The 19,838-nt window shown below is 72.2% G+C and carries 15 protein-coding genes and 3 pseudogenes; 11 read left to right on the forward strand and 7 right to left on the reverse strand.

Annotation, left to right across the window (positions count from 1 at the left end; all coding sequences use genetic code 11):
• Positions 1 to 72: 72 nt before the first annotated feature.
• The 3 genes from KIF24_RS02340 (at position 73) to KIF24_RS02350 (ending at position 2,775) form a co-directional block, all read left to right on the forward strand.
• Positions 73 to 1,008 (forward strand): PPK2 family polyphosphate kinase, encoded by a 936-nt coding sequence (locus tag KIF24_RS02340; RefSeq protein ID WP_221082557.1) that lies wholly within the window; start codon positions 73 to 75, stop codon positions 1,006 to 1,008.
• Between the two features lie 131 nt (positions 1,009 to 1,139).
• Positions 1,140 to 1,766: a DUF47 domain-containing protein gene (locus KIF24_RS02345; RefSeq protein WP_221082558.1), complete on the forward strand. Its 627-nt coding sequence runs from the start codon at positions 1,140 to 1,142 to the stop codon at positions 1,764 to 1,766.
• Between the two features lie 4 nt (positions 1,767 to 1,770).
• Positions 1,771 to 2,775, forward strand: coding sequence for an inorganic phosphate transporter (locus tag KIF24_RS02350; protein WP_221082559.1), 1,005 nt, complete (start codon positions 1,771 to 1,773; stop codon positions 2,773 to 2,775).
• A gap of 79 nt (positions 2,776 to 2,854) precedes the next feature.
• On the opposite strand, the gene KIF24_RS02355 is transcribed toward KIF24_RS02350, so the two are convergent.
• Positions 2,855 to 3,823 carry a Gfo/Idh/MocA family protein gene (locus tag KIF24_RS02355; protein ID WP_221082560.1) on the reverse strand — a complete coding sequence of 323 codons (969 nt, stop codon included), beginning with the start codon at positions 3,821 to 3,823 and terminating at the stop codon, positions 2,855 to 2,857.
• Positions 3,824 to 3,892: 69 nt separating this feature from the next.
• Here KIF24_RS02355 and KIF24_RS02360 point away from each other — a divergent pair.
• Positions 3,893 to 4,722 (forward strand): annotated as a pseudogene (locus tag KIF24_RS02360) (NUDIX hydrolase).
• 21 nt (positions 4,723 to 4,743) lie between these two features.
• Here KIF24_RS02360 and mshD read toward each other — a convergent pair.
• The 3 genes from mshD to KIF24_RS02375 all read right to left on the reverse strand — a co-directional run bounded on the left by mshD (position 4,744) and on the right by KIF24_RS02375 (position 7,466).
• Positions 4,744 to 5,670, reverse strand: coding sequence for a mycothiol synthase (gene mshD, locus KIF24_RS02365; protein ID WP_221082561.1), 927 nt, complete (start codon positions 5,668 to 5,670; stop codon positions 4,744 to 4,746).
• Between the two features lie 96 nt (positions 5,671 to 5,766).
• Positions 5,767 to 6,648, reverse strand: coding sequence for a polysaccharide deacetylase family protein (locus KIF24_RS02370; protein ID WP_221082562.1), 882 nt, complete (start codon positions 6,646 to 6,648; stop codon positions 5,767 to 5,769).
• Positions 6,649 to 6,722: 74 nt separating this feature from the next.
• Positions 6,723 to 7,466, reverse strand: coding sequence for a winged helix-turn-helix transcriptional regulator (locus tag KIF24_RS02375; RefSeq protein WP_221083136.1), 744 nt, complete (start codon positions 7,464 to 7,466; stop codon positions 6,723 to 6,725).
• Between the two features lie 248 nt (positions 7,467 to 7,714).
• Between KIF24_RS02375 and KIF24_RS02380 the strand changes: the two are divergent.
• The 5 genes and pseudogenes from KIF24_RS02380 to KIF24_RS02395 all read left to right on the forward strand — a co-directional run bounded on the left by KIF24_RS02380 (position 7,715) and on the right by KIF24_RS02395 (position 11,165).
• Positions 7,715 to 8,736 (forward strand): annotated as a pseudogene (locus KIF24_RS02380) (hypothetical protein).
• Between the two features lie 97 nt (positions 8,737 to 8,833).
• The gene (locus tag KIF24_RS02385; RefSeq protein WP_221082563.1) at positions 8,834 to 9,619 is read left to right on the forward strand and encodes an LmeA family phospholipid-binding protein; all 786 of its coding nucleotides are present in this window, start codon (positions 8,834 to 8,836) and stop codon (positions 9,617 to 9,619) included.
• Between the two features lie 72 nt (positions 9,620 to 9,691).
• The gene (locus tag KIF24_RS34265; protein WP_311202345.1) at positions 9,692 to 9,769 is read left to right on the forward strand and encodes an Ms5788A family Cys-rich leader peptide; all 78 of its coding nucleotides are present in this window, start codon (positions 9,692 to 9,694) and stop codon (positions 9,767 to 9,769) included.
• Between the two features lie 213 nt (positions 9,770 to 9,982).
• Complete coding sequence (locus KIF24_RS02390; RefSeq protein ID WP_221082564.1) at positions 9,983 to 10,831, forward strand: sulfurtransferase; 849 nt, start codon at positions 9,983 to 9,985, stop codon at positions 10,829 to 10,831.
• 1 nt (position 10,832) lies between these two features.
• The gene (locus KIF24_RS02395) at positions 10,833 to 11,165 is read left to right on the forward strand and encodes a DUF1416 domain-containing protein (protein WP_221082565.1); all 333 of its coding nucleotides are present in this window, start codon (positions 10,833 to 10,835) and stop codon (positions 11,163 to 11,165) included.
• Between the two features lie 124 nt (positions 11,166 to 11,289).
• On the opposite strand, the gene KIF24_RS02400 is transcribed toward KIF24_RS02395, so the two are convergent.
• On the reverse strand, positions 11,290 to 15,660 hold the full coding sequence (locus tag KIF24_RS02400; protein WP_407939851.1) for a S8 family serine peptidase: 4,371 nt from the start codon (positions 15,658 to 15,660) through the stop codon (positions 11,290 to 11,292).
• Between the two features lie 291 nt (positions 15,661 to 15,951).
• Between KIF24_RS02400 and KIF24_RS02405 the strand changes: the two genes are divergently transcribed.
• Positions 15,952 to 16,500: a winged helix-turn-helix domain-containing protein gene (locus tag KIF24_RS02405; RefSeq protein ID WP_221082567.1), complete on the forward strand. Its 549-nt coding sequence runs from the start codon at positions 15,952 to 15,954 to the stop codon at positions 16,498 to 16,500.
• Between the two features lie 4 nt (positions 16,501 to 16,504).
• Positions 16,505 to 17,363 (forward strand): annotated as a pseudogene (locus KIF24_RS34270) (hypothetical protein).
• A 9-nt stretch (positions 17,364 to 17,372) separates the two neighbouring features.
• Here the strand turns inward: KIF24_RS34270 and KIF24_RS02415 are convergent.
• Positions 17,373 to 19,421 (reverse strand): amylo-alpha-1,6-glucosidase, encoded by a 2,049-nt coding sequence (locus tag KIF24_RS02415; RefSeq protein ID WP_221082568.1) that lies wholly within the window; start codon positions 19,419 to 19,421, stop codon positions 17,373 to 17,375.
• A complete protein-coding gene (locus KIF24_RS02420; RefSeq protein WP_221082569.1) occupies positions 19,418 to 19,798 on the reverse strand; it encodes an SCP2 sterol-binding domain-containing protein in 381 nt (126 codons plus the stop codon). Before KIF24_RS02420 ends, KIF24_RS02415 begins: the two co-directional genes overlap by 4 nt.
• Positions 19,799 to 19,838: the final 40 nt, after the last annotated feature.

Consider the following 19,838-nt stretch of genomic DNA (forward strand, 5'->3'; position numbering starts at 1 on the left):
CGCGCCACCCGGCCGGCGCGCCCGGCCCACCGCCGTTCGGCGGACGGGCGGCCCGCGGGTGATGATGCTCCGATGGTGGACGACGACGGTGTAATCGACGTGCTGGCGCCGGCCGGCGGTACGGTGCGGGACCTGCTGCGGGCGTTGCCCGGCGGGCCGATCGACCTCGGGGCGACGAACCCCCGCTCGACCCCCGGGCTGCCCGGGGAACACGTGACCGGCCCGGACCGCAAGGGTTGGGCCCGCCGGCAGGTCGAACTGGTGGGCAAGGGGCTGGCCCGCCGGCAGGAGATGCTCTTCGCCGGCGCGAAGGCCGATCCCGGCGCCGGGCGGCGGGTGCTGCTGGTGCTCCAGGCGATGGACTGCGGCGGCAAGGACGGCACGATCAAGCGGGTGGTCGGCGCGATGAACCCGCTCGGCGTGCAGATTCGGGCGTTCGGTCCGCCGACCGCCGAGGAACTGCGGCACCACTTTCTGTGGCGGATCCGGCGGGCCCTGCCCCCGCCGGGCCAGTTGGGTGTCTTCAACCGTTCCCACTACGAGGACGTGCTGGTGCCCCGGGTGCAGGAGCGGGCGCCGGAGGACGTCTGGCAGCCGAGGTACGCCGAGATCGACGAATTCGAGCGGGAACTGACCGCCGCCGGGGTGGTCGTGGTCAAGGCATTCCTGCACATCTCCTACGCCGAGCAGGCCCAGCGGCTGCTGGCGCGCCTGGACGATCCGACCAAGCACTGGAAATACCACCCCTCGGACGTCGACGCCCGCGCTCGCTGGGACGACTACCAGGCGGCGTACGCCGATCTGCTCGGCCGGGGCGGCACCGACGTCGCGCCGTGGCACGTGGTGCCGGCGGACCGCAAGTGGTATCGGGACTGGGCGGTGGCGCATCTGTTGCGTGAGACGTTCGACACGCTGGATCTGGGGTACCCGCCCGCCGACTTCGACATCGAGCGGGAACGGGAGCGACTGCTGAGGACCACGGGGCCTTCGAAGGTGTACGGCAATTGAACGAGCGGTGAATGAGAGGTGGTCGGGGGTGGGCCGCCGAATCGCCGATCCGACGGTTCCCTAGCATTCCTTCAGCAGGGCGCCGGAACGGCGGCTGCGACCCTTCCATCTGACACGACGAGGTCCGTGCCGTGAGGTTTTCCTTTCGCCCCAACGAGGGCGCTTTTTACGAGCTCTTCACCAGGGCCGCGCAGAATCTGGTGCGGGGGACCGGGCTGCTCAACGAGCTCTCCCTGCCCGATGTCGAGGTGCAGTCGGTCAGCGAGCGGCTCACCGAGGTGGAGCACGACAGCGACCAGATCACCCACGAGTTGTTCAAGAAGATCAACTCGACTTTCGTCACCCCGTTCGACCGCGAGGACATCTACCGTCTCGGGTCGTTGCTCGACGACGTGATGGACCACCTGGAGGCGGTGGGCAACCTGCTCTACCTCTACGGGTTGACCAAGTTGCCGTCGCTGCCCCGGGAGATGCACGAGCTGGTGCACGTGCTCGACCAGCAGGCGAAGCTGACCGCCGACGCGATGCCCCGGCTGAAGTCGATGAAGGACCTCGAGGATTACTGGATCGAGATCAACCGGCTGGAGAACGACGGCGACCAGGCGTACCGGATGCTGCTGGTCCGCCTCTTCTCCGGCGAGTACGACGCGTTGACCGTGCTGAAGATGAAGGAGGTCGCCGACGAGCTGGAGGCCGCCTGCGACGCCTTCGAGCACGTCGCCAACACGGTCGAGACCATCGCGGTCAAGGAGTCCTGATCCTGTGAGTCCCGAGCTCATCGCCGTGCTGGCGGTGATCGGGGTAGCCCTGGTGTTCGACTACACCAACGGCTTCCACGACGCCGCCAACGCGATCGCGACCAGCATCTCCACCCGGGCGCTCACCCCCCGGGTGGCCCTGGCCATGGCGGCGGTCGGCAACTTCATCGGCGCGCACTTCGGCGCCGAGGTCGCCAAGACCGTCGGCAGCGGCCTGGTCGAACTGCCGACCGGCGTGTCCAGCCTCGGCATCGTCTTCGCCGGGGTGCTCGGCGCGATCACCTGGAACCTCGTCACCTGGTACTTCGGGCTGCCCTCATCGTCGTCACACGCCCTGATCGGTGGCCTGGTCGGCTCGACCGTCGCCGCCTCCGGCACCGTGCTCTGGTCGGGCATCGGCGAGAGTGTGATCATCCCGATGATCCTGTCGCCGATGGTCGGTTTCATCCTGGGTTACATCGTGATGGTCGCCGTGCGGTGGATCTTCCGCAACGGGCACCCGGGCAAGCTGAACCGGGGCTTCCGCTGGGCGCAGATCGCCTCGGCGGCGGCCATGTCGGTCGGCCACGGGATGCAGGACGCGGCCAAGACCATCGGCATCGTCGTGCTCGCCCTCTTCGTCGGTGGCTACCAGGACGACGCGAGCTACATCCCGGAGTGGGCGTTCTGGACCTCGGCGGCGGTGCTGGCGGCCGGCACCTACGCCGGCGGCTGGCGGATCATCCGGACCCTCGGCCGGAAGATCATCGACCTGCGCCCGCCGGAGGGCTTCGCGGCCGAGACCGTGGCCAGCGGCGTGCTCTACTTCAACGCGCTGGTCCTCGGCGCCCCGATCTCGACGACCCACACGATCACCTCGGCGATCATGGGGGTTGGCGCCACCAAGCGGCTCTCCGCCGTGCGCTGGGGGGTGGCCGGCAACATCATCGGCGCCTGGATCCTGACCTTCCCGGCCGCCGGCTCGATCGGTGCCCTGATGTTCTTCCTCGTCCGCCCCATCTTCAGCTGAGCTGTCCGGAAGGCCCCGGGTCGACGCCCGCACCCGCGTCGACCCGGGGCCTGTCCCGACTCGACGGGGCGACCGGCGATCAGGCGTACGAGACGCCGATCTGCGCGCGGATGTCGTCCAGCAGGGCCATGATCTCCAGGGTGGCGGAGTGCGGCACCAGCGGGCTCTCGGTCAGCCCCTCGGCCAGGCACCGCTGCACCTCGATGGCCTCGTGCTGGTAACCCGAGCCGGCCAGTTCCGCCCTGATCGTCTCCGGCTCCGCGCCGGCCCGGTGCACGGTGAACCCGTCCGGCCGGAAGAACGGCTGGGGCAGGTCGATCCGCCCGGAGGTGCCGGTGATCGAGGCGGTCAGGCCGGTCGCCCCGACCATGCCGCAGCTCAGCGTGGCGATGGCTCCCGAGTCGTACCCGAAGAGCAGGCCGGTGTTCTCGTCCGTGCCCTCCGGGCCGAGCTTCGCCCACGACCGCACCTGCTGCGGCGCACCGAGCAGCAGGTGGGCCAGGCTCACCGGGTAGACGCCGAGATCCAACAGCGCGCCGCCACCGAGTGCCCGGGCCCTCATCCGGTGCTCGGGTGGGAAGGGCCCGGCGACGCCGAAATCGGCCTGGACGTTGGTCACCTCGCCGATCGCGCCCTCGGCGATCAGCTCGCAGACCCGCAGGATGAGTGGGTTGCACCGCATCCACATCGCCTCCATGAGGAAGACCCCGGCGGCGCGAGCGGCGTCGATCACTTCGGTGCTGGTGGCCAGGTCGAGGGTGAACGGCTTCTCCAGCAGCACCGGTCGACCGGCGGTCAGACAGGTCAGCGCCGCCTCGTGGTGGGCGGCGTGCGGGGTGGCGACGTAGATCACGTCGATGTCGGCATCCGCGGCCAGTTCCGCCCACGAGGCGTACGCCCGTGGTATGCCGTGCCGCTGCGCGAAGCGCTGCGCGGTCTCGGCGGTCCGTGAACCGACCGCGACCAGTTCGGCCCCCGGCACCAGCCGGAGGTCCTCGGCGAATCGGGCGGCGATGTGTCCGGTGGCCAGGATGCCCCAACGAGTCATGGCGTGACGCTACCGAAGATCACCTTGGGGCTGTACTGGGCATCCACGGGTCGGGACTAGGCTCGGCGCATGACGACCGACGGCGGCTTCCCGGTGCCGCCCGCACTGGTGCGACACGCCCGCCGGTTCCGGGCCCTGGGCGGGGCTCCGGCGGTGCCCGGGTGGCGGCCACCGTGCTGCTGCTCCGCCCGGCCGGCGAGGGCTTCGAGGTGTACCTGATCCGCCGGGTCGCCGCCATGGCCTTCGGTGGCATGTACGCCTTCCCCGGCGGCGGGGTCGACCCTTCCGACTCCACCACCCACCTGGACTGGGCGGGTCCGGAGCCGGCGGACTGGGGGGTACGCCTCAACCTGGCCCCGGCCCCCGCCCAGGCGGTCGTCTGCGCGGCGGCCCGTGAGGTCTTCGAGGAGGCCGGGGTGCTGCTCGCCGGCCTGGATCCGAGCGGCGTCATCGGCGATGTCAGCGACGACGGTTGGGAGGCCGCGCGGGCAGACCTGGAGCAGCGGCGCACCGGCTTCGCCGAGTTGCTCGCCCGGCGGGAGCTCACCCTCCGCTCGGACCTGCTGCTGCCGTGGAGCCGGTGGGTGACCCCGGAGTTCGAGCCGCGCCGCTTCGACACCTACTTCTTCGTGGCCCTCCTCCCGGACGGCCAGCAGACCCGCGACGTCTCCGGCGAGGCCGACCACACCCTCTGGGTCCGGCCCGGCGAGGCCTGTGAGCGCGCCGCGGCCGGCGAGCTGACCATGCTCCCGCCGACCCTGGTCACCCTCGGCGAGGTGGCCGCCTGCGCCGACCTGGCGGCGGTGGTGTCGGCGGCTGCCACCCGGGACGCGGCGACCCCGATCACCCCGATCCTGGATCTCTCCGACGCCGCCGCGCCCCGGTTCCGCCTGGTCTGACCTCAGGGCCGGGCGGTCCGCTCAGCCGAGGTGATAGTTGACGTGGGCGGACCAGCGGGCGAAGCCGATCCGCTCGTAGAGTGCCACCGCGCCGGTGTTCGACTCGTCCACGTAGAGCATCACCCGATCCAACCCACGCCGCTCGCGCAGGTAGGCCAGCCCGGCCGTGGTCAGTGCCCGGCCGAGCCCGCCGCCGTGCGCGGACGGCTCCACCCCTAGCACGTACACCTCGCCGATGCGGGCCGAGCCGGGCCGCTCGTGGACCTTGGTCCAGTGGAAGCCGAGCAGCCGGCCGGTCGCCGACTCGACGGCGAGCAGGAAGCCGGCCGGGTCGAACCACGGCTCGGCGAGGCGTTGGCGCAGCTCGCCCAGGGCCCACCGACCCTGCTCCGGATGGTCGGCGAAGGCTCGTGCGTTCAGCGCCAGCCAGTCCTCGTCGTCGGTGCCGGGGCGGAACGCGCGCAACGTCACCCCGTCGGGCAGCCGCGGTTCGGCCAGTGGCGCGGTGAGCGGCCGGCGCAGCTGCCACAGGACGCGCGCACGGTGGAAGCCCAGATCCACCGCCAACGCCGCGGCCGAGGGATGGTCGCCGTGTGCCCAGGCGCGCAGCGGCCCGGTGGCGGTCGCCAGCACCGCCCGGGCCAGCGCCCGGCCGGTCCCTCGCCGCCGGTACGCCGGATGCACCACGAGTTCCACACCGACGCCGCTGCCCGGGTCGGTCGTGTCGAGGTGGGCGTACCCGGTGAGCGTGCCGTCGTCGGATCGGGCGACCAGGTGGGTCGCCGGGGCATCCTCGTCGCGCAGCCGGAGCAGGACGTGTTCGTCGAACGGATCCGCACCGTCGGCGTCGCCCGCCGTCCGGGCGAGCGCCAGCACCTCGGCGGTCTCGGGCGGCCCGAGCCGGTCGAGGCGGCTGACCTCGTCGCTGGTCGCCTCGCTGCTGCTCATGCCGGCACTCCACGGTGCCCGGTGATTGGCTCGTTCATCGCGGTCACCGTACCCAAGCGGACCGGCCGCCGGGTGACCAGGCGGGATGGTCCGCCGTCACATCCCTCGCTGCGGCAGTGCCTGGATGTCGTACCGGCTGGTCAGCTCCGGCAGGATGCGGTACAACGCGTTCACGGTGCCCTGCCGGTCGCCGCCCGCGTCGTGCAGCAGGACGATCGACCCGGGCCGCACCCCGTCGACCACCGAGGTGGCGATCCGGGTCGCGCCGGGCGCCCGCCAGTCGGACGGGTCCAGCGTCCAGTGCAGGGGCACCATGCCCAGATCCCGGGAGACAGAGACGACCGAGTAGGTCCAGGCGCCGCCGGGCTGCCGGTACCAGGAGATCGGCGCGTCCGGTGCCGCCGCGCGGATCGCCGCGCTGGTCCGCAGCAGGTCGGTCCGGATCCACTCGGGCGACCGGGCGCCCAGGGCGACGTCGTGGTCCCAACTGTGGTTACACAGCGTGTGGCCATCGGCGACGATCTGCTGAATGAGCCACGGGTACGCCTCGGCGTTCTCGCCGACCACGCAGAAGGTGGCCGTGATGTGGTGCTCCCGCAGGATCGCGAGAACCTGGGGGGTGTAGTCCGGGCTCGGCCCGTCGTCGAAGGTGAGCGCGACGCCGCCGGTGCCGGTGCCGACCCGGGTGCCCATGGGGCCGATGCTCGGGTCCTGCTCCGGCCCGTTCGGCTCGCCGCCGGGTGGCGGCTGACTGGTGTCGGCACGTGGCTCGGTGTCGGCGCGCGGCTCGGTGTCGACGGGTGCGGACTGGTCGGCGTACTCGGGATGGTCGGCGCCGGTCGCGGTGACCGCGGAGTCGGTGCGTACCGGCCCGGGCACCAGACTCCGCCCGAGCAGGTACGCCGAGCCGAGTACCGCAGACACCACGAGCGTGATGATCCCGAGGGCGCGTCCCGCCCCCACGTCGTTACCGCCCACCGCTGCCCCTCCCGCTGGCCAACTCGGCAGTCACCATAAGGCGCGCTAGTTGGCCAAAAGGGGCATACGGGAAATTATGCCTCGACGGTGAGGGCGCGTACCGCCAGCGGCGCGTGCTCGGGAGCCTCGGCCAGCGTCCGCGACGGTTGGACGACGAACTTGTAGCCCACCTGGCGAACGGTGCCGATCATCGACTCGTACTCCGAGCCGAGCTTGGCGCGCAGTCGACGCACGTGCACGTCGACCGTCCGGGTGCCACCGAAGTAGTCGTAGCCCCACACCTCGCGCAGCAACTGATCGCGCGTGAACACCCGCCCCGGGTGCTGGGCGAGGAACTTCAGCAGCTCGAACTCCTTGTAGGTGAGATCGAGCGGGCGACCCTTCAGCTTCGCGGCGTAGGTGTCCGGGTCGATCATCAACTCGCCGGCCCGGATCGAGCCGCCGGCGCCGGCCGTCGAGTTGCTCAGCCGGCCGACCGCGAGCCGCAGCCGGGCCTCCACCTCGGCCGGGCCGGCGGAGGCGAGGATGACGTCGTCGACGCCCCAGTCGGCGTTGAGCGCGATCAGCCCGGCCTCGGTGACCACCGCCACCAGCGGGACGCCGAGCCCGGTGGCGTGCAGCATCCGGCAGGTGGCCCGGGCCTCGCTCAGCTCGGAGCGGGCGTCAACCAGCACGGCGTCCGGGCTCGGGCCGGCAACCAGTGTGCGGACGTCACGCGGTGCGGTGCGAACCGAGTGCGGCAGCAGGTCCAGTGCCGGCAGCACTGCGGATGGTTCACCTGCCCGTGCGGTCACCAGCAGTAGGATCTCCACGATCACCTCCGTCCCGGCGGCCCGTCGCGGGCCGCGCGCGACCAGCGGCACTCCGGTCAGGGTGTGGCGCTGGGAACTTCCGTGGGTCCCGGCGTCGCTGACGGGCGGGTTTCGGGATGAGCGTAACCGATTGCCCGGGCAGCGCCTCGACGCGGTTTCCTGTTTGCCCTATCTGCCCCTGATCGCGGCTCAGGTTTTAACGTCACCGAAACCGTGGCACCCGCGATTTGCGGTTGGTCTGGCACGATCGGTGGGTGTTTCCCTCCAGCTCGCCCGAGACCGGCCGCGAACAGTGGGTCAACGACCCGCCTCCGGCGCCGCGTACCGGCCCGGCCGTGGACAACGACGAGCGGCGACGCTCCGGTGGACCGCGACGCCTGCGCCGTGGCGGTTCGAGTCGCCGCGCCGACGACGCGCCGGACGTCGACGACGAGGAGGAGTCGGAGCCGCCGGTCGCCGTACGCCGGCAGCTCTCGCTCGCCATCGGCGGCTTCGCGGCGCTGCTCGGGCTCGGGCTGGTCGTCGCGGCACAGACGTCCGGACCCGGGCATCGGCTGCCCTTCACCGTCGTGGTGCTCACCGTGCAGCTGCTGTTCGTGCTCGTCTGGACGATGGTCAGCCGACCGCCGGCAATGGCGGTGGTGATCGGGGTCGGCGCGCTCAGCGCGCTGGCGGCCGACACCCTGGCCGTGCAGTCGGCCGAGGCCCGCCTGGGGCCGCTGCTCGGCGTCGCGATCGGCGGGGTGGTCGCCGCGGTGCTCGGCCAGCTGGTCCGCCGGGTCGACCGGGTCCGGGTCACCGACTCCCTGCGGACGACCGCCGCCATCGTGTTCGGGGTGGTCGCCCTCGCCATGCTCATCGTGCTCAGCCGGATCCCCGCCGGCACCCAGGCGATCGCCGTCTGTCTCACCGCGGCCGGGGTCGCGCTCACCGTCGCCCGGCTGGCCGACGCCGTCGCCGCCTGGCCGCGGCTGGCGCCCCAGGTGCCCCGGGGGCGGGCGGCGTGGTCGGCGGCGCGATGGTCGGCACCCTGGTCGGCGCCCTCCTCGGTGGTTACCTGGTCACCCCGTTCACCCCGACGAGGGCCGCGGTCATCGGCCTCGTCGCGGCGGTCGTCGCGGTCCTGGCCGATCTCGCGGTCAGCTATGCCGAGGCGAGTCGCCTGATGGCGGGCGAGTTGCCCTCGGTCTGGGCGGCGCGCCACGTGCAGGGGCCACTCGGCGGCTTCGCCATGGTGGCGCCGGCCGCCTACCTGATGTGCCGGCTGGTGCTCTGACCGGCCGGTCGGGCGCCGCGCGGTTGAGAAATCCGGACGACGGGTACCACCGGTTCGCCGCCGGGCGGCATCGAGGTAGGACGAGACAGGAGGCGGCGTGGAGCGCGAGCAGACGTACGGACGGCGACCGCGGCGACGCGGACGCAAGGTACTGGTCGGGCTCGTCGTCCTGCTGCTCGTCCTGGCCGGGCTGCTCGCCATCGCCGACCGGGTGGCGGCCACGATGGCCGAGCGGACCATCGCCGACGAGGTCCGCCAGCAGGTGGCCGAGCAGAGCGCGCAGTCCTCGCCACCGGAGGTCGAGGTGGGCGGCTTCCCGTTCCTCACCCAGGTGCTCGACGGCCGGTACGAACGCATCTCGATCCGGCTGCGGGACGTGCGGGGCTCGGTGCTGGGCGACGCGGTCGCGCTGCCCAGCCTGGACGTGGACGCCCGCAACGTCCGGGCCTCGCTGGACACCCTGCGCACCGGCCAGGGCGAGGTGGTGGCCGAGACCGTCAACGGCACCGGCACCATCGAGTACCAGAGCCTGGCCGCCCTGCTCGACCGGGACGGGCTGACCCTCGGCGAGCGGGACGGGCAACTCGCCGTCACCGCCCCGGTGGACGTGCTCGGTCAGCGGCTCACCGTCACCGGCACCGCCGACATCGTCGTCGGTGAGCAGGGACAGATCGCGCTGAAGTTCGACGACCTGGACGCCGAAGGGCTGCCGGACGTGCCGCTGGCCCGCGCCCTGGTGAACAACTTCGCCCGCAGCATCTCGGTCGACGTGCCCCTGCCGGAGCTGCCCTTCCAGCTCACCGTGCGCGAGGTGCGCCCGCAGCCGCAGGGACTGACGGTGACCGCGGACGCACGGGACGTGCCGATCAACTCGGTCGGCTGACGCCGGGACCGGCGTCCCGGATGCTGGTCGGCCCGCTGGAGATATCCGGGATCGCTGGTAGGCTCCCTGCTCATGGGGACGCTCCTCACCAAACGGCGCGCGGTCGACCTGTGCCGCGTGGCCACCTGCCTGTGTCGCCCCGTCATCTGACGGCGGGGCTGTTTCGGGCCGCCTAGCGGCCATCGGCACTCGGGGTAGGCGTACCTAACATCCCGGTGCACCCCACCGGACGCCCGGCAGCGGCGCCGTCGCACAAACCCGTGATCCGTTCCTAGCTATGGGTCCCGCGCGTGGTGCGACAAGTCCATCTCCAACGGCCTCCACGCGCTGGCTCACCATCCATCCTCACCAGGGAGTGATCTGATGAGTCGCGACACCGCACTCGTCTCGGCCGAGTGGGCCGAGAAGAACCTCGACGCCCCGGGCGTCGTCTTCGTCGAGGTCGACGAGGACACCTCGGCCTACGACACCGGCCACATCGCCGGCGCGATCAAGCTCGACTGGAAGACCGACCTACAGGATCCGGTCCGCCGGGACTTCGTCAACAAGGCCCAGTTCGAGGCGCTGCTGTCCGAGCGGGGCGTCGGCAACGACGACGCCGTCATCCTCTACGGCGGCAACAACAACTGGTTCGCCGCGTACGCGTACTGGTACTTCAAGCTCTACGGCCACCGCGACGTCAAGCTGCTCGACGGCGGCCGCAAGAAGTGGGAGCTGGACGCCCGTCCGCTGGTCACCGACGCGGTGACCCGTCCGGCGACGCAGTACGTCGCCAAGGAGCCGGACACCAGCATCCGTGCCTTCCGCGACGAGGTCGTCGCCGCGATCGGCGCCAAGAACCTGGTCGACGTGCGCAGCCCCGACGAGTACGCGGGCCGGCTGCTCGCCCCCGCCCACCTGCCGCAGGAGCAGGCGCAGCGCGGCGGCCACATCCCGAGCGCGATCAGCGTGCCGTGGTCGAAGGCGGCCAACGAGGACGGCACCTTCAAGTCCGACGACGAGCTGCGCACGATCTACGGCGAGGCCGGGCTGGACGACAGCAAGGAGACCATCGCGTACTGCCGGATCGGCGAGCGTTCCTCGCACACCTGGTTCGTGCTCCAGGAACTGCTGGGCCACACCAACGTGAAGAACTACGACGGATCCTGGACCGAGTACGGCTCGCTGGTCGGGGTGCCGGTGGCGCTCGGCGACGAGCCGGGGGAGGCCTGAGATGACCGCACCCACCGCTGCCACCGCCGCCGGTTGCGCGGCACCGGACCAGGCCGCCCCGCTGCCCGCCGGCCTCGACCTGGAGAAGGAGACCGTCATCACCGGTGTCGTCCGCTCCGCGCAGGGCGAGGCAGTGCCGGGCGCGTACGTCCGCCTGCTCGACTCGACCGGTGAGTTCACCGCCGAGGTGGTCACCTCGCCGGCCGGGCAGTTCCGCTTCTTCGCCGCGCCGGGCAGCTGGACGCTGCGGGCGCTCTCCCGCCACGGCAACGGCGACACCGCCGTGACGGCCGGCCGGGGCGTCAACGAGGTGTCCGTGACGGTCACCGACTGACCCCAACTCTGATCGGCCGCGTGGCCCGGTCCCTCCTGCTGCGAGGGGTCCGGGCCACGGGCCTGTCCGCCGGTGGTGGGCGCCGATCCGATGAGGAGCGGCGCCCACCACCGGTCGAGCAGGGTCAGATGCCGGTTGCCCTGGTGCAGGTCGAGGTCGGATCCAGGGCGAAGTCGAGCGTGCCGACGATGCCCGCCTCGATCCGGTGGCGCCGCACCTGCGGCACCCAGCCGTCCTTGGCGACGATCACCTCGTAGCGGCCCTTCGGCAACCACCAGGCGTACCTGCCGGTGGAGCCGGCCGTCAGGGTGGTGCCGGTGCCGGTCGAGATCAGGTTCACCCGGACGGTCGCCGGTATGCCGACCGTCACGCCACCGCAGGTCGTGCCGGTGACGGTGCCCTGGATCTTGCCCCAACTGGCGGGCGGGGACACGTTCATCTCCACCGATACCGCATCGGTCCCGTACGGCGTGTCCGAGGCGATGGCCAGTTCGCCGGCGTACCGGCCCGGCTGGGCGACACCCGCCGCCGCGGTTGCGGTGAGCGTGACGGTCACCGTCCGCGACGCACCCGGGGCGAGCGTGAAGCTGGTCGGGGACGTCTCCAGCCACGGCAGGTCCGCCTCGGCGGCGCAGAGTTCCAGGCCACCGAGCCGCTCGCTGTCCGCGCTGCCCACGAAGGAACTGGGCGAACCGCCGATCTTGTAGGTGCCGCAGGCGGCGGCGCCCCGGTACCGGCTGAATTGCGCGTTTGGCAGGTCACGCCAGGCGCCGGCGGCCGGGTCGTAGGCGATGGTGCGGTTGCTGACCGCCGTCGACCCGTCCGTCACGCCGCCGGCCAGCACGAGCATCCCGCCCGCCGCCGCGAACTGCGAACCCCACAACTCGGTCGGCATGCCCGGCAGCGGACTCCAGGCGTCGGCCGCCGGGTCGTACCGGTAGGCGTCGGTGTACTCGGTGCCGCCCGTGCCACCGGCGCAGTAGACCGCGGCCCCGATCCCGCCGCAGGCCAGCCAGGCCACCGGGTGCGGGTAGGCGGCGCCGGTGCCGAACGAGCCCGTCGCCGGGTCGAACACCACCAGCCGGTCGGTGTCGGTGCAGGTGGCGTCGGCGCAGCCGCCCACCAGGTAGACCTTTCCGCCGAGCACCGCCGCGCCGGCCGCCGCGACCGGGGCCGGGTTGGTGGCCCCGGGCAGCGTGCTCCACGTCCCGGCGGCCGGGTCGAAGACGTCGACCGTCGCGACGGTGCCGTCGTCCGCGCCCCATCCGCCGATGACGTAGAGCTTGCCGTCGACCGCTGCCGCGGCCGGCTTGGAGCGCACCGTCGGCAGGTCAGGCAGGGCCGTCCAGGCGTCGGCCCCGGGGTCGTACGCCCATGCCTTGCGCTCGGTGCCGGTGCCACCGCCACCACCGACGGAGTAGACCTTCCCGTCCAGCCAGGCGGCGGCGTTGTCGTAGATCGACGCCGGCAGGTCGGCGATCTCGCTCCACGCGTCGTCGGCGGCCGTGCCCGTCTCGGGTGCCGCCCCGCCGTACGCGGTGCCGGTGCGCTCCTTGCTGATCCCCTTCATCTTCTGTTCGCGCAGCGGTGCACCGTCCTGCTTGAGCAGGTCGAACTGGCCGGAGCGTTCCAGCAGGTCCACGGTGGCCGGTGCGGTGCCGGTGTTGCTCACCGTCACCCGGGTGGTACGGGTGCTGCCGTACGACTGGTGTGACTCGATCGTCGTCGGGCTGACGGTCAACCGACCGGCGCGAAGGGCGAAGTTGGCCCGCTTCACCCCGTCGGCGGCCACCGTGACGTCCTTCGTGGCCGACCGGTACGGGGTGCGGCTGGCGGTGAACGGGTGGCTGCCGGTCAGCCCGGAGAAGAGCCAGTAGAAGCCGTCCGGCTTGGCCGGGTCCTCCGGGGTGGCCGCGGACACCGCCCGGTCCTCCGGTCGTTCGTCGCTGACCACCGTCACCCCGGCCAGCGGGGCACCGGTGTTGCGGTCGGTGGTGGTACCCACCACCAGCCCGCCGGGTACCGGCGAACACTCGCGGTTGACCACCTCCACGTCGTCCACCTGCCACCACCAGGCGAAGGTGCCCTTGAAGCGGAAGCGGACCAGTGCGGCGGAGGCGTTGGCCGCCGGGGTCAGCGGCACCTCCTCGACCCGGGGGCCGCGCCGGCTGGACGTCTGGTGCCAGACGTTGGTCCAGGTGGCACCCGAGTCGGTCGAGACATCGATGTCGGCGGTGTCGGTGATCCCGACGGCCCGCCAGTCGCTGCGGAAGCGCAGCACCGGCGCGGCGGCTCCGGTCAGGTCCAGGTGCGGGGCGACCAGGTCGGTGTCCTGGGTGTTGCCGGTGCCGAGGGCGTCGCTGTCGATGATGGCGAAGCCGCCGGAACCGCCGGTGAGGTTGCCGCGCGAGCGGGGGTCGTCGAAGACCCAGCCGCCGGAGGCGGTCCGGTTGGTCACCGTCCAGCCGTCCGGCGCGCTCGTGCCGTCGAAGCTCTGGGTCAGCAGCGGTGCGCCGAACTGGCCGGTGTAGCCGGCGGCGGTGCAGGCGGCGTCGACGGGTACCGCCACGTTGACCGTGGTGGCGTCGCCACCGACCGGCACGTCGCGGGTGACGGTCTGGTAGCCCGGGTACCGGGCGGTCACGGTCAGCCGGTACGAGGTGTCGCCCGGCACGGTGAAGGAGTAGCGGCCGGTCACCGGGTTGGTGAAGACCGGGTCGCCGGGGCGGCCGGCCACCTCGACCTTCGCGTACAGCGGCCAGCCGTGGCCGGAACCGTCGGTGATCTTTCCGCGCACCGTGACCGTCGGCGTCGCCACGAGGGTGAAGTCACGGGTGACCGCACCGCCCTCGGGCACGGTGACGGTCGCCGACTGGCCGGCGTAGCCGTAGGCGCTCACCGAGAGGGTGGTCTCGCCGGCCGGCACGCTCAGCGCGTACCGCCCGTCGACGCCGGTGGTGGCGCTGCGGGTGCCGTCGGTGACCTCCGCTCCGGTGAGCGGGTCGCCGTCGCTGTCGGTGACCACGCCGGTGATGCGGCCCACCAGGCCCCGGGGTGCGTCCCGCACCGCCGCGTACGCGTCGAGGCGGCCCTCCCCGAAGACGTTGTTGTCGGCCGGGGTGCCACCGCAGGTGGTGGCGTCGACGTCCCGCGCCGTCCGGTCGAGCAGTTCCTCCGTGGCGGCGATGTCGCCGCGCAGGCTCGGTGCCGCCGCCCAGACCAGTGCGACCGTCCCGGCGACGTGCGGCGCGGCCATCGAGGTGCCGCTGAACGAGGCGTACCCGCCGTTGCGGACGCTGGACCGGACGCTGCTGCCGGGCGCGGCGATGTTCGGCTTGATCAGCTCGGTGCCGGAGCCCCGGCCGGAGAAGCCGGCGATGGTGTTGTTCACGTCGTACGCGCCGACCGCGTACGCGTTGGCGTTGTCGCCGGGCGAGCCGGCGCTGCCGCAGGCCGGGCCGTCGTTGCCGGACGAGAAGACCGGAAACATGCCGGCCGCCCGCCAGGCGGCGACGGTCTGCTGGTACCAGGGGTCGCCCCCGTCGCCGCCCCAGGAGTTGTTGACGATGTCCGGGCGCAGGTCCGGCCGGGGATTCTGCCCGTTGGCGTCGGTGGGTGCGAGCACCCACTGGCCGGCCGCGAGCAACGACGCGTCGGAGCAGTTGTTCGACTCACAGCCCTTGGCCGCGATCCAGCGGGCGCCGGGGGCGACACCGATCTGGTTGCCGGCGCCGTCGTCACCGACCATCGTGCCCATCGTGTGGGTGCCGTGGTCGTTGTTGTCACAGGGTGCCACGCCGCCGCAGACGCCGGCCGGGTCGAACCAGTTGTACGCGTGGTCGAAACTGCCCCCGAGGTTGCCGCGGTAGGAGGTGACCAGCGCCGGGTGGTCGTACCGCACACCGCTGTCGATGTTGGCCACCACCAGTCCCTCGCCGCGGTCGCCGAACTCGTCCCACACCTGGGGGGCGCCGATGTTGGCCAGTCCCCACTCGACCGCCGCGGTGCCGGCCCGCGCGGCCTCGGTCGTGGTGGGCCGCACCAGGGGGTAGCTGCGGCTCGGTGTGATTCGGGCCACCTCCGGCCGGCCGGCGATCTCGTCGATCAGCGCCTTGTCGCCCTCGACCCGCAGCGCGTTGGCGATCCAGTACGCGGTGTGCGGCACCTTCCGCTCGTCGAGCATCGTCCGCAGGTCGCGCTGGGTGCGGGTGGCCGTGCCGGTGAGCAGCCGGTGCACTTCGCGGGCCCGGTCGTCGGGGTCGGGCAGCCTGCCGGCCTGCGCCAGCGGTGCGGTTTCGGTCAGGTAGACCAGGAACGTCGCGGTCGACGCGGTGCCGAGCTGGTCGAGCAGCGCCGGGTCGACGGCGGCCCGGTGCGAGACCGACTGCGGTGCCGGTGCGGCGACCGCCGGCTGGGCGGTGAGGCCCAGGACGGCGGCGGTCAGCACCGCCACCGCCCGCCACCGTGCTGATCGGGTGGATGGTCGTGTGAACAAGGTTCCTCCCCCACGTCGTCGGTCCCGATCGGTTCGGGGCCTGGACATCCGCGAGCCGGGGCGCGACGTCGCGGCGCGGCCGGGGCGGTGTGGGTGGCTGGTGGTGGTGCCCGCCCGCATGAGAGTCATGCTCTTGCCCGGACAGTCGGTGATCAATGGGTGGGGTCGGTCAGTACTCGGTCAGTGACGAGGCGCGATCCTGACCGTTAGGCTGAAACCGGCGCCATCGGTGACTGTCATTGGCGATTGGTGGGAAGTCGCAGGTCAGATCGGTGCGCTCGGGGAGGCGTCGTGTCCGGTGGAGAGATCCCGATCCTGGTCTGCGTCAGCTCCGACGCCACCGTCCGGCAGCGGGTGATGCAGCGGTTGGACGGAGTGGGGCCGGTGGTGATCTGCGCCGACCTGGCCCAGTTGCGGGCGATGTTCCCGGCCCCGGCGGTGTCGCCCGGGGCGCCGGGCGGCGGGTCGGGCGACGAGCCGGCGCAACGCCCGGCCAGTTGCGGAGACCTCGTGGTCGATCGGGCCGGGCACCTGGTGACCTGGCGGGGGGTGCCGCTGGGGCTGACGCGCACCGAGCGGGAACTGCTCGCCCGGCTGGTCAGTCCACCGATCACGCTGTGGAGCTACGAGCGGCTGTTCGCCTCCGTCTGGGGCGGTGCGTACCTCGGCGACACCGCGATCCTGCACTCGGCACTCAAGCGGCTCCGCCGCAAGCTGCGGACGCTGCCCGACGGGCCGCAGGTGCAGACCGTCCGCGGCGTCGGCTACCGCCTGACCGTGCCGCCGGAGGCCGCCGACGGGCGTCCCGGCGAGGCCGTCACACCCCGCATGACACCATGACCGGGTGAGCAGCTCGGTCGACGCGGGGCAGGCCCCGCCCACGGGTCCCCGGTCGCCGGATTCCGGTGCCCGGTGGCCGCGCTGGTTGATTGTGGTGACCGTGGCCTGGGCGGTGCTGCTCGCCGGCCTCACCTGGGCCTCGTCCCGGGACGACCCGCCGACCGTGCGCGAACAACGCACCCTGGCGCAGGCCGGGCCGGTGGTGGACGGCGCGATCGGTGAGCTGGTCGCGGCGGCCGGTGCCGGCGTGCCCGCGCTGGCTCCGCCCGAGATCGACCGGGGCTGCCGGGTCACCCCGTTCGCCGACGGTGCCACCCTGGTGCGTACGGCCGAGCTGGCCGTGCCGGTGGGCGAGGAACGGGCGCTGCTGGAGCAGGTCGCCGATCGGCTGCCCGCGCGGTGGCGGGCCGGCGTGCGGTCCACCTCCGACGGCCCCGGCTGCGCGCCGATGCGGGCGATTTCGTCACCGTGGCCGGCCGGCCGGTCGCGGACGGCCGGATCCGGTTCACCGTCGACACCGGGTGCCGCCTCGCCGGCGAGGCAGACGCCGGCGACGCGGCCCTCCCGCGGGGCCCGAGGCCGGCGCGTTGGCCGAGGCGCTGGCCGCCCTCGGCAGCCCGGCCGCCGACCCGGAGGCCGCGGTGCAGGCGCCCTGCCCCGGCGGTGGGGCGGCCCGTACCGTCCGATCGGTCGCCGGCCCGGTCACGACGCCGCCGCCGGGCGCGCTCGCGTCGCTGGCGGGCGGCACGCCGGTGGTCGACACGCCGGAGCTGTACGCCTACCGGCGCGACGGCGTGGCGGTGCTGGTCGACCTCCAGGCGGAGCGGATCCTGGTCTCGGCGACCACCGGCTGCGCCGGCTGACCGGCAGCTTCACTCCGGCCGGCTGGACTCCTCGCGGCTGCGACCCAGCGCGTCCACCCGGCCCCACCGGCCGGGGATGTCCAACAGTTCCACCCGACCCATGCCGGACGGCACGTACGGGTCGATGATCAGGTGCTCGCCCTGCGGTTCCAGCCCGAGAATGACCCGCAGCAGCAACAGTGGCGTCCCCGCCGACCATGCCTGCGGGCTGCACGCCGTCGGGTACTGCACCGGATACTCGGTGAGGTCGCGCTCGTAGCCCGCGAAGGCTTCCGGCAACCGCCCGGCGAAGTAGTGGGACGCGGCCAGCATCGACTCGGCGATCCGCCCCGCCTCCTCCCGGAAGCCGTACCGCCACAGTCCCCAGGCGATGATCGAGTTGTCGAACGGCCAGACGGTGCCGACGTGGTAGCCGATCGGGTTGTAGCGCCCCTGGTCGTCGGCGAGCGTGCGGACCCCCCAGCCGGAGTAGAGCCGCGGCCCGAGCAGGTGTTCGGCGACCCGTGCGGCCCGGGACTCGTCGACGATGCCGCTCCAGAGCAGGTGCCCGATGTTGGAGCTGAGCGCGTCCACCGGGGTGCCGTCGGAGTCCAGGGCGAGCGCGTAGTACTCCTTGTCCGGCAGCCAGAAGTCCCGGTTGAACCGTTCCTTCAACTCGGCGGCCTCCCGCTCCAGGCGGTCGGCGTACTGCGGGTCGTTGAAGCAGAGTCGGGCCAGCCGGGCGCCGCGCAGCTTGGCGTCGTAGGCGTAGCCCTGCAACTCGCAGGTGGCCCGGGGGAAGCTCGGCAGCCGGCCGTCCGAGTAGGAGACGGCGTCCCACGAGTCCTTCCAGCACTGGTTCTCCAGGCCGGTCTTCGGATTGCGGGTCTGGTACCAGAGATACCCGGTGCCGAGCAGGTCGCCGTAGCTGTCGATCCAGGCCAGGGCCGCCCGGACGGAGAACTCCAGCCGCTTGACCAGCTCGACGTCGCCGGTCCACCGCTCGTACTCGTCGAGCAGGATCACGAACAGCGGCGTGGAGTCGGCCGCGCCGTAGTAGGGCGAGTGGGGCTGCTCCTCGAAGCCGGAACTCTCCCCGTAGCGCAGCTCGTGCAGGATCTTGCCCGGCTCCTCGTCGCGGAAGTCGTCCAACCGGTGCCCCTGAAGCCCGGCCAGCATGGTCAGTGTCGGCGGGATCAGCTCCGGCAGGAACGGCAGAACCTGGAGCGAGGTGATGATGCTGTCCCGGCCGAACAACGTCATGAACCAGGGCAGGCCGGCGGCCACCAGGCGTACGCCGAGCGCGATCGACTCGTACCGCAGCGCGGCCAGGTCGTTGAGGCTGCGCTGGTACGCCCCGGCCAGTGGTTGGCAGTCGCAGCCCAGCTTCGGCGCCTTGGCGACGAACTCGCCGTGCTCCGCCTCGATCGCCGCCGTGGTCCGGTTGCCGGCGAACGGCAGCAGGGTGCGGATGTCCTGGCCGCGGGCACCGTAGATCACGGCGGTGACGGTCAGCCGGGTGGTCCACTCGCCGTGCGGCCCGAGCCGGATCGGGAAGGTCATGCCCTTCCGGTCGACCTGGGCGGGTGCGCTGCTGTGGATCAGCGTCTCGCGGTGGAACGCGTCCCGCCGGTAGTTCAGCCGCAGTGTGTCCTCGCCGGGCGCGGCGGTGTTGTGGCCGTTCTTGCCGCGGATGTCCTTGATCTCGAAGATGTCGGCGAAGTCCGCGGCGATCTCCATCCGGAGGGTGAAGCTCGTCTCCTCCCCGGAGTGGTTGAGCACGGTCAGCTCCTCCTCGAGGCTGCCGCTGATCGCCCGACTCCTGATCACCGAGACCTTGGTGTCCAGGAAGTGGCTGGGCTCGCCCGGGACCAGGAAGTAGCGGGTCCGGTGGGACTCCGCGTCGTCGATGGAGAGCGCGTGTAACCGCCCGCCGTCGAGCAGCAGCCGCCAGGTGGAGAGGAACCGGGTGTCGAAGGAGAACAGGCCGGTCGGGAAGTCCAGTGCCGCCTCGACGTCCCCACGGCGGTCGCTGACCAGGAAGGTGTTGCCGTCCAGGATGCTGACCAGTTGCTTCACCGCGTCCACCTGGCGTGCTTGCGGGCCACCTCGCGCGGGTCCCGGGTGCCCGGCGGTGATGGGAAGAAGTGCCGGAAGGCGAGGAACAGCACCACGTTTCCGCGGTAGGTGCCCTCGTTGCGGAACACCGCGGCGATCGCCTGCGCCCGTCCGGTGATCAACCTGTCGAAGAGGTCCATACCGCAGTACCAGATCGCATCGCCCTGTTCCGGACGCTGACTGACCTCGACCGCGCCCTGTTGCATCCGGACCAGCCAGTGCTCGGTGACGCGGCCGTCGGACAGGTCGATCCGAAGCGTGCCCGCGACCGAAGCGCGCAGGGTTTCCGGGGCACGGTCCGGCAAGGTCGCGAAGAACTGCTCGGTCGCCTCGGTCACATCCGAATCGTAGGCATTGGTCCGCGTTGTCGGGCGGGTT

The organism is Micromonospora tarapacensis, from assembly GCF_019697375.1.
Lineage (GTDB): Bacteria > Actinomycetota > Actinomycetes > Mycobacteriales > Micromonosporaceae > Micromonospora > Micromonospora tarapacensis.